Source organism: Mycobacterium hackensackense (assembly GCF_025822555.1).
In the GTDB taxonomy this organism is placed as follows: Bacteria; Actinomycetota; Actinomycetes; order Mycobacteriales; family Mycobacteriaceae; genus Mycobacterium; species Mycobacterium fluoranthenivorans.
The window spans coordinates 895662-908902 of sequence record NZ_JACKUC010000030.1; the positions used below are offsets into that span (position 1 = coordinate 895662).

General features: G+C 67.8%; 17 protein-coding genes. 4 read left to right on the forward strand and 13 right to left on the reverse strand.

The window, feature by feature from the left end:
• Positions 1-5 precede the first annotated feature (5 nt).
• The 3 genes from H7J86_RS13665 to H7J86_RS13675 form a co-directional block, all read right to left on the reverse strand.
• Entirely contained in the window at positions 6-992 is a 987-nt protein-coding gene (locus tag H7J86_RS13665; protein WP_090359179.1) for a LacI family DNA-binding transcriptional regulator, read from the reverse strand.
• A 7-nt stretch (positions 993-999) separates the two neighbouring features.
• Positions 1000-2274 carry an MFS transporter gene (locus tag H7J86_RS13670; protein WP_267291557.1) on the reverse strand — a complete coding sequence of 425 codons (1275 nt, stop codon included), beginning with the start codon at positions 2272-2274 and terminating at the stop codon, positions 1000-1002.
• Positions 2275-2373: 99 nt separating this feature from the next.
• Complete coding sequence (locus H7J86_RS13675; RefSeq protein WP_267291559.1) at positions 2374-3567, reverse strand: PE-PPE domain-containing protein; 1194 nt, start codon at positions 3565-3567, stop codon at positions 2374-2376.
• Between the two features lie 155 nt (positions 3568-3722).
• Between H7J86_RS13675 and H7J86_RS13680 the strand changes: the two genes are divergently transcribed.
• Together H7J86_RS13680 and H7J86_RS13685 are read left to right on the forward strand one after the other, a co-directional pair.
• Entirely contained in the window at positions 3723-4508 is a 786-nt protein-coding gene (locus tag H7J86_RS13680) for an SDR family NAD(P)-dependent oxidoreductase (RefSeq protein ID WP_267291561.1), read from the forward strand.
• Between the two features lie 46 nt (positions 4509-4554).
• On the forward strand, positions 4555-5208 hold the full coding sequence (locus H7J86_RS13685) for a nitroreductase (protein ID WP_267291563.1): 654 nt from the start codon (positions 4555-4557) through the stop codon (positions 5206-5208).
• A 1-nt stretch (position 5209) separates the two neighbouring features.
• Here the strand turns inward: H7J86_RS13685 and H7J86_RS13690 are convergent, their stop codons facing one another.
• Positions 5210-6214, reverse strand: a complete 1005-nt coding sequence (locus tag H7J86_RS13690; protein ID WP_267291565.1) for a TerC family protein — start codon at positions 6212-6214, stop codon at positions 5210-5212.
• Between the two features lie 357 nt (positions 6215-6571).
• Between H7J86_RS13690 and H7J86_RS13695 the strand changes: the two genes are divergently transcribed.
• On the forward strand, positions 6572-7831 hold the full coding sequence (locus H7J86_RS13695) for a L,D-transpeptidase (RefSeq protein ID WP_372517270.1): 1260 nt from the start codon (positions 6572-6574) through the stop codon (positions 7829-7831).
• Positions 7832-7841: 10 nt separating this feature from the next.
• Here the strand turns inward: H7J86_RS13695 and H7J86_RS13700 are convergent, their stop codons facing one another.
• From H7J86_RS13700 to H7J86_RS13715, 5 genes are read right to left on the reverse strand one after another with little or no spacing between them, the layout of a single operon-like run.
• The gene (locus H7J86_RS13700; protein WP_090359192.1) at positions 7842-8252 is read right to left on the reverse strand and encodes a hypothetical protein; all 411 of its coding nucleotides are present in this window, start codon (positions 8250-8252) and stop codon (positions 7842-7844) included.
• Between the two features lie 43 nt (positions 8253-8295).
• Complete coding sequence (locus H7J86_RS13705) at positions 8296-8733, reverse strand: Rieske (2Fe-2S) protein (RefSeq protein ID WP_267291567.1); 438 nt, start codon at positions 8731-8733, stop codon at positions 8296-8298.
• Between the two features lie 16 nt (positions 8734-8749).
• Complete coding sequence (locus tag H7J86_RS33600) at positions 8750-8848, reverse strand: DUF6529 family protein (protein WP_372517271.1); 99 nt, start codon at positions 8846-8848, stop codon at positions 8750-8752.
• Positions 8845-9330 carry a GtrA family protein gene (locus H7J86_RS13710; protein ID WP_187097673.1) on the reverse strand — a complete coding sequence of 162 codons (486 nt, stop codon included), beginning with the start codon at positions 9328-9330 and terminating at the stop codon, positions 8845-8847. The genes H7J86_RS33600 and H7J86_RS13710 overlap by 4 nt, the downstream gene beginning before the upstream one ends.
• A gap of 52 nt (positions 9331-9382) precedes the next feature.
• The gene (locus H7J86_RS13715; protein WP_090359198.1) at positions 9383-10303 is read right to left on the reverse strand and encodes an SDR family NAD(P)-dependent oxidoreductase; all 921 of its coding nucleotides are present in this window, start codon (positions 10301-10303) and stop codon (positions 9383-9385) included.
• Between the two features lie 113 nt (positions 10304-10416).
• On the opposite strand from H7J86_RS13715, the gene H7J86_RS13720 reads away from it, so the two are divergent.
• Positions 10417-11553, forward strand: coding sequence for a GGDEF domain-containing protein (locus H7J86_RS13720; RefSeq protein WP_187097671.1), 1137 nt, complete (start codon positions 10417-10419; stop codon positions 11551-11553).
• 7 nt (positions 11554-11560) lie between these two features.
• Here the strand turns inward: H7J86_RS13720 and H7J86_RS13725 are convergent, their stop codons facing one another.
• From H7J86_RS13725 to H7J86_RS13740, 4 genes are all read right to left on the reverse strand, one after another.
• The gene (locus H7J86_RS13725; RefSeq protein ID WP_267291569.1) at positions 11561-11848 is read right to left on the reverse strand and encodes a hypothetical protein; all 288 of its coding nucleotides are present in this window, start codon (positions 11846-11848) and stop codon (positions 11561-11563) included.
• A gap of 18 nt (positions 11849-11866) precedes the next feature.
• Positions 11867-12019, reverse strand: a complete 153-nt coding sequence (locus H7J86_RS13730) for a hypothetical protein (RefSeq protein WP_170847304.1) — start codon at positions 12017-12019, stop codon at positions 11867-11869.
• 158 nt (positions 12020-12177) lie between these two features.
• The gene (locus tag H7J86_RS13735; RefSeq protein WP_090359204.1) at positions 12178-12987 is read right to left on the reverse strand and encodes a dienelactone hydrolase family protein; all 810 of its coding nucleotides are present in this window, start codon (positions 12985-12987) and stop codon (positions 12178-12180) included.
• A complete protein-coding gene (locus H7J86_RS13740; protein WP_267291571.1) occupies positions 12974-13237 on the reverse strand; it encodes a hypothetical protein in 264 nt (87 codons plus the stop codon). The genes H7J86_RS13735 and H7J86_RS13740 overlap by 14 nt, the downstream gene beginning before the upstream one ends.
• Between the last annotated feature and the right edge of the window lie 4 nt (positions 13238-13241).

Here is a 13241-nt window from a genome sequence, read left to right on the forward strand (position 1 = left end):
GACCGTCAGGTCGAGGCGCGCTGGATCAGATGCGCGACGTTCTCACTGCTGGGCTCTTGGCCGCTGGGATAGCCGAGCTCGGACATCATCGCCGCCACCGACACCTCGACGATGGTCTTGGCATCCAGCCCGACAGAGGTCAGCGGTGGCCCGCTCACCGCGCCCAGCGGGATCGCGTCGACTCCCATCACGGCGAGGTCCTGCGGACAGCGCAACCCGGCCTCCCGGATACCGTGCAACACCACCAGCGCGGTCTCATCGCTCTGCGCGCACACCGCCGTCACCCCGGCGCCCACCCAGTCCCGCACCACCGCGGCGGCGTCACTGCCGTCGGCGGCGACGGCCCCGGTGACGATCTCGGGCAGGTCGCGTGCGGCCACCCGCAATCCGGCGAGCCAGTAGTCGCCCAGCGGGCGCAGCGCCTCGGCCTCGGCGTAGGCGAACGCCAGCCTGCGGTGCCCGCGTGACACCAGATGCGCCACCCGCATCTCCCCGATGCTCAGGTGCAGCGCCCCCATCGCGTGCAACTGCGCGCTGCCCAGGTGGATCTGGGGAATACCTGCTGCGGCAACCGATTCCAGCGCCGCACCGCTGAGCGGGAACACACTGGTGACGGCGATCGGGTTCAGATCGGCGACCGCGTCGACGACATTGCGGCCGTCGTCGGTCTCGAACTGCAAGGACAGCACGATGCCGTGCCGGCCGAGTTCGGTGGTGAGCCGGCTGCCCACCTCCAGCAGCAGTTCACCCAGCGAGAACCGCGGCACCACGTAGAGCACCACCCCACTGCCACCACGGGCGAGGTTGCGGGCCGCGAGGTTGGGCCGGTAGCCGAGTTGGCGGGCCGCGTCGTGCACGGCGGCACGGGTCTGCGCCGAGATGGTCTGGCCCTTGACGTCGTTGAGCACATAGCTGACCGTCGCGGGCGAGACGTTGGCCAGACGGGCGACATCGGCTTTCGTCGGGCGTGCCGACTTCGGCTGCGCTGTCATCGGCCCATCATGGCAGGTCACCCGGCGCCGGATCCGTCTCCCTGGGCAGCGTCAACACCGTGCCGAGCGACAGCACCGCGGCGACCATCAGATAACCCGCCGGCGCGACCACGCTGCCGACGTTGGCGGTCAGCCACGTCACGGCGTACGGCGTGGTGCCGCCGAACAGTGCCACACACACGTTGTAGCCGACGGAGAAACCGCTGTACCGGACCCGGGTGGCGAACAGTTCGACCCCCGCGGTGACCGCCGCCGACACGTACACCGACTCGATCGCGGCCAGCGCGCAGTGCGCCCCGATCGCCGCCACCAGCGAGCCCGAGTTCAGCAGCAGGAACAGCGGATACGCCAGCACGATGAACCCCGCCGACCCGGCGATCAGCAGCGGGCGCCGCCCGATCCGGTCCGACAATGCGGCCAGCGGCAGGATCAGGATCAACGCCACCAAGCCGGCCAGCGTGATCGACACGAACGACGCCGTCTTGCTGTGGTGCAGCGTCTTGATCAGGTAGCTCGGCAGGAACGTGAACACCACGTAGTAGCCGACGTTGAAGATCAGGAACAGGCCGATCACCGACATGATGGGCCGCCACGACGTGGTGAGCGCTTCGTAGAGCGGCCGGCGCGCGATATCGGCGCGCGTGCGCAGGGCGGTGAACTCCGGGGTGTCGTCCAGGCGCAACCGGATGTACAGGCCGACCAGGCCCAGCGGCGCCGCCAGCAGGAACGGGATGCGCCAGCCGTAGCTGTCCATGGCCGCGGCGGGCAACGTCGCCTGGAGCACGGTCACGGTGACGGATCCGAGCAGGAAACCCAGCACCCCGGACCACGCCATGAACGTCACGGTGAGGCCGCGGCGTTCGGGGTCGGCGTACTCGGCCAGGTAGACCGCACCGCCACCGTATTCACCGCCGGCCGAGAAGCCCTGCACGCAGCGCAGGCCGAGCAGCAGCAGCGGGGCGGCCACCCCGATCGAGGTGTAGGTCGGCAGCAGACCGATCAGCAGCGTCGCACCGGACATCAACAGGATGACGACGGCGAGCACCTTCTGCCTACCGATACGGTCCCCGAGCGGCCCGAAGACCAGTCCCCCCAACGGTCGCATGAAGAACGCCGCGGCGAAGATGGCGAACGTGTTGAGCAGCGCGGCCGTGTCGTCACCGGCCGGAAAGAAGTGCGCGGCGATGAAGGTGGCGAGGAATCCGTAGATGGCGAAGTCGAACCATTCGACGGCATTGCCGATCGAGGCACCGACGACGGCTCTGCGCACTGCGCTGGACATGCCGACACACGGTAGTCAGGCACCGACCGCGATGCGCCGTTTACCGATTAGGCGACACGCTTAACCGCGGGGCTCAATCCCCTTGCCGCGAAACAGGCTTCAGGCGGCGTCCGGTTTGTCCGCCTCCGAAGCGGACGGTTTCGGCTGCTGCTTCTCGGGCTCGGGATCGGACTTGCGCCCGGTCAGCGCCCGCAGCGTCGAGGAGATCGCCGCCGTCGACTGCCGGAGCTTGTCCGGGAGCGAGGTTCGGGCAGGTTTCGCCGTCTTCTTCGGTGTCGCCTCGCCCGCGGTCGCCTTGTGCGCCACGGTGTTCGGTGTGGCCGGCGCCCCGATCGGCGGTACCGCTGCCGCGGTCACACTCTTGCTGTAATCGCTTCTGTCGTAACCGAGTTCGACCACGTTCCGCAGCGGGGCGTCCAACTTGGCCAGCACCGGCTTGGGTAGCAGACCATTCAGCGGCATGAGTAGCGGCAGCTGCTTGGTCGGGATCACGTAATAGGTCGTGTCGCCGTGCTGCTGGTAGTACCGCGGGTCGTTCTTGTCGATGCCGGCCACCGCATCCGCACCGAGATCCTGGGTGTCGCCGTGCAGATAGATGATCCCGAGCACCGCGTTCGCGGTGGCCAACGGGTTCAGCGGGTAGGCGGGGAAGTCGGCCCACCCGTCGTACTGCCGGGCGATGTCGACCGTGGTGCCGCTGCCCTCCACCGGTTCACGCACCACCGGGGTGGCCCCGTTGAACGTGATGTTCAGCAGCGGCACGTAGAGCCCGTGGAAACGCTCGAGGATGCCGCCGTTGGGCCGGTTGGGGTTTTCCACCAGGACGTAGTTGACGCCGTTGCCCAGATGGTCGCGCTTGTACGCGGTGGCCACCACCGCGCCCTGTGAGAAGCCGAACACGGTGTCCCCACGGTGCGGTTGCTCGCCGAGGGCGGCGATGCCCCGGCCGACCGATACGCCCCAGGACGGGTCACGGAACCCGCCGTGGGAGAACGGCCCGATCGTGGCGGGATAGTCCACGAAGTGGAAGTCGGCCGCGTCCGGCGCCTGCTCGCCGGCGCCCGTCATCATCCGGCCGGTGAAGACCAGGGGCGCCGGATGGCTGGTGGTGTCGCCGATCTTGGTGCCCTGCAGGAAATACACGGCCGAGTTTGCCAATAGCGCCGGAGCCGCCGCGACCGCCGGCGTCATCCCGACCAGGACGGCTCCTGCGAGTGCCACGCCCGCGGTACCGAGAACTCCGCTGACCACACCCGCCGAACGGGCACGATGCCGACCCTGTGTATTCGCCATGAGAGACCTCATTTCGGCCCGGCCACCGGGACCTCGCGAAAGCGTAGCGCATCGAGTTTGCTGGCGCGGCGATTACGCGCACTGTTCGGCACCGGGTGAACACCTTCTCGGCCGCCGATCCGCCGGCCGGGCACAACCGGAGCATTGTATGAGGCATGGACATGCATCTGATCGACAAGATCGCCGTCGTCTCGGGGGCGAGCAAGGGTATCGGCTTGGCGATCAGCCAGGCGTTCGCCGCCGCCGGCGCCTCCGTCATCGCCGGGGCGCGGCACAACTCAGCCGAACTGGAGGCGCTCGAGGCCGCCGGATCCGCGACCTTCGTCGCCGCGGACCTGGCCACGGCCGACGGTGTCGCGTCACTCGTCGCCGCCGCAGCCGCCCGCGGTGGTATCGACATCCTGGTGAACAACACCGGAGCGGTCGTGCCGCACATGGGTGGCTTCCTCACGCTCACCGACGAGGCCTGGCAGGCCTCGATCGAGGTCAACCTGCTCTCGGCCGTCCGCCTCACCCGCGCGGCGCTGCCCTATCTGCTCAAGAACGGCGGATCGGTCGTGATGATCGGTTCGGTGAATGCGGTGATGCCCGACTACCCCATCCTCGACTACAGCGCCACCAAGGCGGCGCTGGCCAATCTCGCGAAAGGGTTGTCCGGAGAGTTCGGGCCCCGGGGTGTGCGCGTGAACGTCATCAGCCCCGGCCCGGTGGCGACCCCGCTGTGGCTGGCCGAGGGCGGTGTCGGCGACCAGTTCGGCGGCGGCAGCGGTGCATCCGCGCAGGACGTGCTGCAGTCCGTGGTCGCGAGATCTGCCACCGGGCGTGCCACCACCGCACAAGAGGTCGCCGACCTGGCACTGTTCCTGGCCAGCGACCGGTCCGCCAACATCACCGGCGCCGACGTGCGTATCGACGGCGGCTTGGTCACGACCACCGTCTAGCACGGCCGCCGCTGCAAAGCCGTTCTCGTGGTGCAGGATTGAGCACATGTACGACCTCGAAGACGCGATCACCGAGCGCCGGTCCAGCCGGCTGTTCCTGCGGGACAAGCCGGTACCGCAGGAACTGATCGACGAGGCCCTCGAACTCGCCGTGCGGGCCCCGTCGAACTCCAACATCCAGCCTTGGCAGGTGGTCTTCGCCTCCGGCTCAGCCCGGGACCGCCTGGTCGAGGCGCTCCTGGCCGAGGCCGACTCCTCGACGCCGAAGGTGCCGAAACTACCGGAGCACTTCGACCACTACCGCCGTGATACCGGCGCGCTCGTGTACGGGGCGATGGGCATCCCCCGGCACGACACCGAAGGGCGCCGGATCGCGGTTCTGCGCAACTGGGAGTTCTTCCGGGCACCGCTGGCCGGCATCGTCTGCATGCACCGCGATCTCGACTTCGTCGACAGCCTCGGGGTGGGCATGTTCCTGCAGACCTTCCTGCTCGCGCTGACCGCGCGCGGGCTGGGGTCCTGTGTGCAGGTGTCGATCGCCGGTTATCCCGAGACCGTGCGCGCCCAACTCGGGATCCCCGAGGAGATGCGCGTGTTGTGCGGACTGGCGATCGGCTATCCGGACCCGGACTTCCCGGCCAACGGGCTGCACATCCCCCGCAATCCGCTGGCCGAGAACGTCCGGTTCGTGCAGGACTGAGCTACTCGCCGGCGTCGTCGGCTGCGGCCGCGGACACGGCCTTCTTCGCGTCGGCACGCGTCTTGTACAGGCTGGCCGCCGTGGTGATCACCAGGGTGACGACGATGACGCCGAGGCTGGCCAGTGTCGGGATCTCCGGTACGTGCACCGACTCGCCGCCGTTGATGAACGGCAGTTCGTTCTCGTGCAGCGCGTGCAGCAGCAGCTTCACCCCGATGAAGCCGAGGATGAACGCCAGGCCCTGCGACAGGTAGACCAGCCGCTTGAGCAGATCGCCGAGCAGGAAGTACAGCTGCCGCAGACCCATCAACGCGAACACGTTGGCGGTGAAGACGAGGTACGGCTCGCGGGTCAGGCCGTAGATGGCCGGGATGGAATCCAGCGCGAACAGCAGGTCGGTGGTGCCCAGCGCGACGATCACCAGGAACATCGGCGTCATCAGGCGGCTGCCGTTGTCCTTCACCCACAGGCTCAGGCCGTCCCACTTGTCGGTGAACTTCAGGTGCCGCTGCGCGAACCGGACCACGCCGTTGTCGGCATCGTCGTCGTGTTCGGTATCGCGGACCAGTTTGATCGCGGTGTACACCAGGAACGCACCGAACAGGTAGAACACCCAGGAGAACTGCTCGATGGCCACCGCGCCGAGCGCGATGAAGATGCCGCGGAAGATCAGCGCCAGGATGATGCCGACCAGCAGCGCCTGCTGCTGGTAGATCCTGGGCACCTTGAAGCTGGCCATGATGATCAAGAAGATGAACAGGTTGTCCACCGACAGGCTGTACTCGGTGAGCCAGCCCGCGAAGAACTCCACGCCGTACTGCTGACCGTGGAAGAACCAGGTCCACAGCCCGAACGCCACCGCCAGGCTGACGTAGATGGTCAGGTAGGTGGCCGTCTCGCGTTTGGACGGTTCGTGCGGGCGCCGCCCGATCACGATCACATCGAAGAGCAGGATCGCGATCGTCACGCTGAGCGTGATGCCCCACTCGAGTGCAGAAACATTCATGGAATACGAGCCTCCGGTCGTCGTTCAACGGCCGAGGTCTCTTCCGCCGCGCCGGATAGGCACAGCCCGCGGCACCGGTAACCCGACGTTGGATCACGTGATGACGACACCGCAGCGGTAGGAGTACTCCCCTCGCCGTCGATTGTGTCAGACGGGTCGGGCCAGGTCGAATCGCCGGGCCTCGGCACGCTCGACGAAGACCGAAATGGCCGACCCCAAGCCATATCTCGACCATGCCTGCGATCAGGCGGGCGCGCCCTCTACTATGAGAGCTTCTGTCCGGCCAGTGCAGTGACGCACTCCGGTCAAGCCCACCCCCTCTGCCGCGGAGTGCCCTTGCGTCTTGATCGTTACCGCGTGCGCGTCGCCGGTCTGGCAGCGTTGCTCATCGTTGCCACCGGCTTGGGCGTGACGCAGAGCTCCCGCATCGTGGCCTGCCAGGACGGCTGCCGCACCCTGGCCGCAGGTCCCGACTTGGCCGCCGCCGCCGAGGCGGCCCCACCGGCGCCGGTGCCCGCGACCGTCCGGGTACTGCCACAGCCCGGGGCCCAGGGCGTGCTGCCGGTCGGCCCGGTCCGGGTCACCGCGTTCACCGGGACACTCACCGACGTGACGATGGTCAACGAGGACGGTACGACCGTGCCGGGTGTGCTGACCCCTGATCGCACGGTGTGGAAGCCGGCCGTCCAACTCGGCTACGGCCGGACGTACACCATGACCGTGCGGTCGCAGGGGCCCGGCGGGATGCCGGCCGCGGAGACGTCCAGCTTCACGACGGTGTCGCCGAGCTACCAGACCTCGGTCTACCTCAACACCACCGGATACGCGTCCCTGAAAGAGGGCGGCACGTACGGCGTCGGCACCGTCGTCGTGGCGCGGTTCGACGAACCGATCACCGACCGGGCACGCGCGGAACGGCAGCTGGTGGTGACGACATCGCCACCGGTGAAGGGTTCGTGGAACTGGGTGGACGATCAGACCGCGCACTGGCGGCCCGAGCACTACTACGCGCCGGGTACCACCGTCACGGTGGCCGCGAACATCTACGGTGTGCCGCTGGGCGGCGGGGTGTACGGGCAGGACGACGAGAAGGTGTCGTTCAAGATCGGCGACTCCCATGTGTCGATCGCCGATGACAACACCAAGCAGGTCAGCGTGTTCGACAACGGGAAACTGGTGCGCACCATGCCGACCTCCATGGGCCGGGGCGGCACCGAGACCATCGGCGGGACGACGCTGAGCTTCTGGACGCCACCAGGGGTGTACACCGTGCTGGACAAGGCCAATCCGGTGATCATGGACTCCTCGTCCTACGGCCTGCCGGTCAACTCCCGGCTGGGCTACCGCGAGACCATCCCCTGGGCCACCCGGATCAGCGGTGACGGTATCTACCTGCACCAGCTCAATGCCACCGTCTGGGCGCAGGGCAACACCAACACCTCTCACGGCTGCCTGAACCTCAACTCCGAGAACGCCGAATGGTTCTTCAACTTCTCGATGCCGGGCGACGTGGTCGAGGTCCGGCACACCGGCGGGCCGCCACAGCAGCTGCTCGCTCAGAACGGCGACTGGAGCGTGCCCTGGGACCAGTGGCGCAAGGGCAGCGCGCTGCCCTGAGGCGTCTCGCCTAGATGGCCCCGGCCCTGGGGGCCGACGTGCTCGTCGCGTAGGGGTCCGTCGTCGTCGTGGGCGTGGTGCCGGTCAACTCGGGGAAGTCGGGAACCCAGCCGTCGTCGGTGGTCGTCGTGGTCGTCCCGGGGCTGGACTCCCCCGGATTGATATCCGACGTCGACGGTCTGGTGCTGCGGGTGGTCGTCGTGGTCGTGGTGGTGGTGTACGACGTCGACGGGGCGTCGGCGGTGGTGGGTGCGGGCCCGCGGGGCGGTTCCACCGAATCGTGCGCCGTCTGCAGCACCGCGAACACCAGGACGACGATCACGGCGACCGCGCCGGCCCCGGCCGCGTACACCGCCCACGATTCCTCGTACCACGGCGCCTGCGCCGGTTCCCCCGTCGCGGTGTCCTCGTCGTCGCCCACAGCCGGTGATCGTAGCCAGCGGCTGTGCCGGCCAGGTGTGTGACTAGCCCTTGACGATGTCCTGCCCCTGCACGGTCACGGCGACCGTCGCCAACGGCTTGGTCGCCGGGCCTTTGAGCACCGCCCCGTCCAGGTCGAAGGTGCTGCCGTGGCACGGGCAGGTGATCTTCCCGTCGGCGACGGACGACACCGCGCATCCGGCATGGGTGCACACCGTCGAGAGCCCTTTGAAGACCCCGGCGGTGGGTTGGGTGAGCACCACGTCGTCGACGATGACACCCGACCCGACCGGCACCTGGGACGTCGTGGCCAGCGTGCCCGCAGCCTGCCCCGGCGCCGACGTCCCCGCCGACGATTCCGTTGCGGGCGGGGCCGCCTTCTGGCCGGAGCCTGAGCATGCCGCGATTGCGGTGGCCCCCAGACCTATTCCGGCACCGGCCAGCACCTGGCGGCGCCCGACGGCGTTGTCCTGAGTGGTCATGAGCAATCTCCTCGCATCAGTCGGCAAGTCCGTTGGTCTGGAGGAACCGAAGGGCTGCGGTCAACCAGATGTCGACGAGCGTAAAGAACACGGGGCGACCTAACACCGGAATCACCCCCGGCTACGGAAAACCACCCACCGCATGGCGCTGTACATGAACACGGCCTCACCGCCACCGGCGATGAGGCGCGCCAGGTGGTACTCCAGCCCGAACGAGGCCAGCGCGGTGGGAAACGCGACGATGAAGGCCGCGTAGTTGATGGCGACGACCACCACATAGCTGGCCAGTTGCGGTCCGACCACCGCGTGCGAGCGGAAGTTCAGCGTCCGGTTCAGCACATAGCTGAGCGCGAAGGCCACCACGTAGCCCAGGGTCAGCGCCACCGGCAGCGGCACACCAAAACCACTGTGCAGCAAGGTCAGAATCGTCAGATCCACCCCGAAGGTGAAGCTGTTGATCAGTGCGAAGCCGAGGAAGGTCGGCGCGACGACACGGTCGAACCCGTACGGCAGGCGGGCGACGACGCGTGCACAGAATCGGTGAAACCGCTCGGCAAGTCGGGCCGGTGCCGACGCCGGCGCCGGTTCGGCGGTCACCGCCCCACGATGGCACCCGGATATGACCGACCCGTTATGCGCCGGCAAACATTCAGCGCTTGCCGGCGCGAGCGGCCAAAAGCTCTGTCCCGGTTTCTTGTTCGGCGAACTGCACGACCCGCCCCGCGACGGCGTAGTCACAGGCCAGCGCCGACCGGCCGATCAGCACGGGTCCACCACGCAGACCGAACCGGCCGTCCACACCGACGTAACTGCCGGGCGGGATCGGCTCGCTGATGCAGTACAGGGTGGTGGCCGCGCCGGCGTCGGTGTCGTTGGCCAGCGCTGCGGCGACCACCTTGACCCCGCGCTGCACGATCCCCATCAGCGGGCCGCCGGGTAGCTGCGGCAGATTCGAGTCCACCCATCCGGGGTGGGTCAGCTGGGTGACGACGGGTGACCCCGCGGCCCGCAGGCGTCGATCCAGTTCCAGTCCCCACAGCATGACGGCGAGCTTGGACGCCGCATAGGCGCCCATCACGGTCCACTTGTGGGCGCGTAGGTGCAGATCGTCGAGGTGCAGCGTCGCCGACTTGTGCGCTTCGGAGCCCACATTGATGATCTGGTCACGCACACGGTCCAGCAGCAGGTTGGTGAGCGCGAACGGTCCGAGCAGATTGGTCGCGATCGTCGCTTCGAATCCGTCGACGGTGTCGCAGCGCTGCCGGGTGAGCGTGCCCGCGTTGTTGATCAGGATGTCGATCTCGTCGACACCGAGGGTGTCGAGCCGGCCGGGGAAGGCACGCACCGACGCCAGATCGGCCAGATCGAGTTCGGCCACGACGGTGTCGCCACCCATCTCCGCTGCCCGCTGCGCACCCAGGGCGGTGTTGCGGACGGCCAGGATCACCCGCGCGCCGGCACGGGCCAACGCGGTCGCAGTCGCCAAGCCCACCCCATTGGTCGCACCCGTCACGATGATGCGCTTTCCGGTCAGATCGCCGAGCCGTCCCGGTGTCCACTGCGATGTCATAGTGCGAGGCTAACCGCGGATTTTGCACTCGCAAGCACGGTGCCGACGGCCACCTGTGCTGGTACCGTTCGCTGAATGTCACGGTGTTCGTGCCCGACGCGGTCAGGTGCCTGATGCGCACTCCTGGGCGGTGGCGACATCGCGGTGATCACTACCGGTGGCTGACCTCATTCCTGGCCGCCCGCGATCTGCAGACACTGACGTGTCGCGTGGTGGCGTGGAGCATCCTTGCGCTCGGCGCGATCGCCGTACCCGCCATCATCTCCACGCCGCGGCACTCCGTGGCGTACGGGCCGCTGGCGGTGACCGTCGTCATCCTGTCCATCGGCGCGATGGCCGCAATCTGGCTGCGCGCGGAATGGCCGACCTGGCGTCAGTCGGTGTTCTGCGTGACGCTCGGGACACTGCTGATCGCCGCCGGGTGCCTGATGGTGCCGAATCCGGTGCTCGCCCTTGTGGGTTCGACCGCGTTCGTGGTGACGACCGCGTACACGGTGTTCTTCCATTCTCGCCGGCTCCTGCTGATCATCTGGACTCTCCAGGCGGCGACGCTCGCCACCCTCGCCTGGCGGTTGTTCGTCGAGGATCCCGTCATGGCGGTCTCGTCGGTCGCCTTGGTGCTGACCATCAACGTGTCCGTCGCCTCTGCCTGCGAACTGGCGCTCAAGATCGCCGGTTCCGAGACGAACACCGGGGGCATCGAGCCGCTGACCGGTCTGCTGAATCGGCAGACGTTCTACGACCAGGTGGCCACTCTCATCGGTTCACGCAGCCGGCGCGACGACCGCTACTTGGTGCTCATCGTGGCCAACCTGGACAGCTTCTCGCTGCTGACCGCGATGTCCGGAAAAGCCGGCGGGAACCGCGCTCGCGTGGCGATCGGACAGCGCCTGCGTGAAACCGTCCGGGGTGACGCCATCATCGGTCACCTCGGCGATTGTGAGTATCTGGTCGCCGATGTCTTCACCCACGCCGACCCCACCCCACTGGCCGACCGCATCCTGAGCACCATCAAATCGGCGCCCTTCCAGCTGACCGCGAGCCTCGGGGTGGTCAGCACGCCGCTGCAGCCGCTGGCACGGCACACGTCGCACGACGTGCTCGACGAGCTGGTCACCATCGCGACCAACGCCATGTACGAAGCACGCAAGGCCGGGGGCAATCAGAGCTGCCTGCTCGAATCGCCGAAGCTGGCCACGGTGCGCGACGATCCGGATGAGGACCACCGGGACATCGGCCGCTCGGCCTAGAAGCCGATCAGCCGCCCCAGCCGCGGGTGCCGTCCCAGCCAGCGCACAGGCCGTTGATGCACCCGCTGCCGAAGCCACCTTGCTGCGGGTTCCAACCACCACAGCCGTGCCAACCGGGCCCGCTGCTGCAGCCTCCGCCGCCGCCGTGGCCGTCCGGACCGCCGTAACCGTTAGGTTCTGCCACCACCGAGGTCGGTGACCCCACCTCGGGCGCAGCCGCGCTCACGACCGCCGCCGGCGCGGCGAATGCCACGGCGGCGCATGCCACCGTCGCCAGTCGTCTCATCGCACTCATATCGCACGCTCCCTCGACTCAGCGAGCGTCGGTGGACAGCGGTTGATTGACGACGATCTGCACCGGCATGTGCGGTCCGTCTTGCAGCAGCATGACGGTGGGTGTCGCAATCGCCACCAGCGCGACCACGGACAGCAGGGCCGCCTCGGCGTAACGCTTTATAGTTAGCATGACTAGATAGTCCCCCTAAGCAAGGCGCCTGACAAGGCATTTGTGAGTGAGGACACGCCCCAGCCGGATTCCCGGCCACTCGTCACACCGGCGCACTGATTCATACCTGTGCCAACAGCACGAGGCGCCTCGCTCATTCCGTCAGGGACGGCGAGACTTCACACCGTCAGTAGACGGGTGCGGAAAAGGTCGAGCACCTGGTCCAGCGCCGCTCTGGTGCGCTGGCCCGGTTCGTCGATGAGATGCTCGGTGAGTACCGAGTGCGGAGTCATCAGCGCGTCGGGGTTGGCGTCCGCGTCATCGAGTTCCACGGCGACGAAGGCCTCCCCGAGCTGTTCACGCAGGAAGTCGAACCGCTCGGCCGGCACCAGCCGATCCGAGGTGAACCGCAGGCCCAGCACCGTCAGCCCGGCCGCACACCGCTGCTTCACCACGGCCAGATCCTGGGGTGAGATGTCGATGGAGTGCTTCTGTCGCGCCGTCAGTGCCACCGGCATCGACGGCTGCGACAGCACCGGGGCGAGCAGCACGTCATCGGTCGCCATCGCCAGCGCATAGCCGCCGGTGAAGCACATTCCGACAGCACCGACGCCGGGCCCGCCGCAGCGCTCGTGCTCGGCGCGGGCCAGTGCGCGCAGCCAGCTGATGACCGGTGAGGTCCGGCCGGTCGCCAGGGTCACGAATTCCTTACTGATACACGCGGGCACCATCGTCCTGGCGAAACTGCTGAGCGCGGTGAAGGTGCTCCGGTTGGGATCGAAGCCGGGTTCGCCGAACAGGTGTGGAAGCACCGCCGTGCATCCGATATCGGCGACCTTCCTGGCGAAATCGAGCACCTTCGGCGTGATCCCGGGGATCTCGGCGATCACGATGACGGCGGGCCCGCTGCCCTTGCGGAAGATCGACCGCGTGGTGCCGTCGTGGGTGAACTCGGTGTGCTCGAAATCGGCGAGATCATCGTTGGGCACCGCAGTGGTCCTCTCCCGTACCAGACACGAGCAACAGCGGCCACCCTACCGTCGTCTCGCCGAATGCGAGCACATCGGCTCCTGCCGGAAACCACATCTGCAACTGCGCTTCGCGATATCGGACATGGTCGGGGTGCACCACGGTGAAGGCCAGACCGATGACGACGTAGGGCAGCGCCAGCCACATCAGCGCCTCGAGCATCGCCCCCACGGTCACCGGGCGGGCCAGCATCCCACGCACTCGCCGCATCGTC

Coding starts and splice junctions, on each gene's coding strand:
- H7J86_RS13665 (WP_090359179.1), bottom strand. CDS start 992: ATGACAGCGCAGCCGAAGTCGGCACGCCCGACGAAAGCCGATGTCGCC.
- H7J86_RS13670 (WP_267291557.1), bottom strand. CDS start 2,274: ATGTCCAGCGCAGTGCGCAGAGCCGTCGTCGGTGCCTCGATCGGCAAT.
- H7J86_RS13730 (WP_170847304.1), bottom strand. CDS start 12,019: ATGCTAACTATAAAGCGTTACGCCGAGGCGGCCCTGCTGTCCGTGGTC.
- H7J86_RS13675 (WP_267291559.1), bottom strand. CDS start 3,567: ATGGCGAATACACAGGGTCGGCATCGTGCCCGTTCGGCGGGTGTGGTC.
- H7J86_RS13720 (WP_187097671.1), top strand. CDS start 10,417: ATGCGCACTCCTGGGCGGTGGCGACATCGCGGTGATCACTACCGGTGG.
- H7J86_RS13705 (WP_267291567.1), bottom strand. CDS start 8,733: ATGACCACTCAGGACAACGCCGTCGGGCGCCGCCAGGTGCTGGCCGGT.
- H7J86_RS13680 (WP_267291561.1), top strand. CDS start 3,723: ATGGACATGCATCTGATCGACAAGATCGCCGTCGTCTCGGGGGCGAGC.
- H7J86_RS13725 (WP_267291569.1), bottom strand. CDS start 11,848: ATGAGTGCGATGAGACGACTGGCGACGGTGGCATGCGCCGCCGTGGCA.
- H7J86_RS13740 (WP_267291571.1), bottom strand. CDS start 13,237: ATGCGGCGAGTGCGTGGGATGCTGGCCCGCCCGGTGACCGTGGGGGCG.
- H7J86_RS13685 (WP_267291563.1), top strand. CDS start 4,555: ATGTACGACCTCGAAGACGCGATCACCGAGCGCCGGTCCAGCCGGCTG.
- H7J86_RS13715 (WP_090359198.1), bottom strand. CDS start 10,303: ATGACATCGCAGTGGACACCGGGACGGCTCGGCGATCTGACCGGAAAG.
- H7J86_RS13690 (WP_267291565.1), bottom strand. CDS start 6,214: ATGAATGTTTCTGCACTCGAGTGGGGCATCACGCTCAGCGTGACGATC.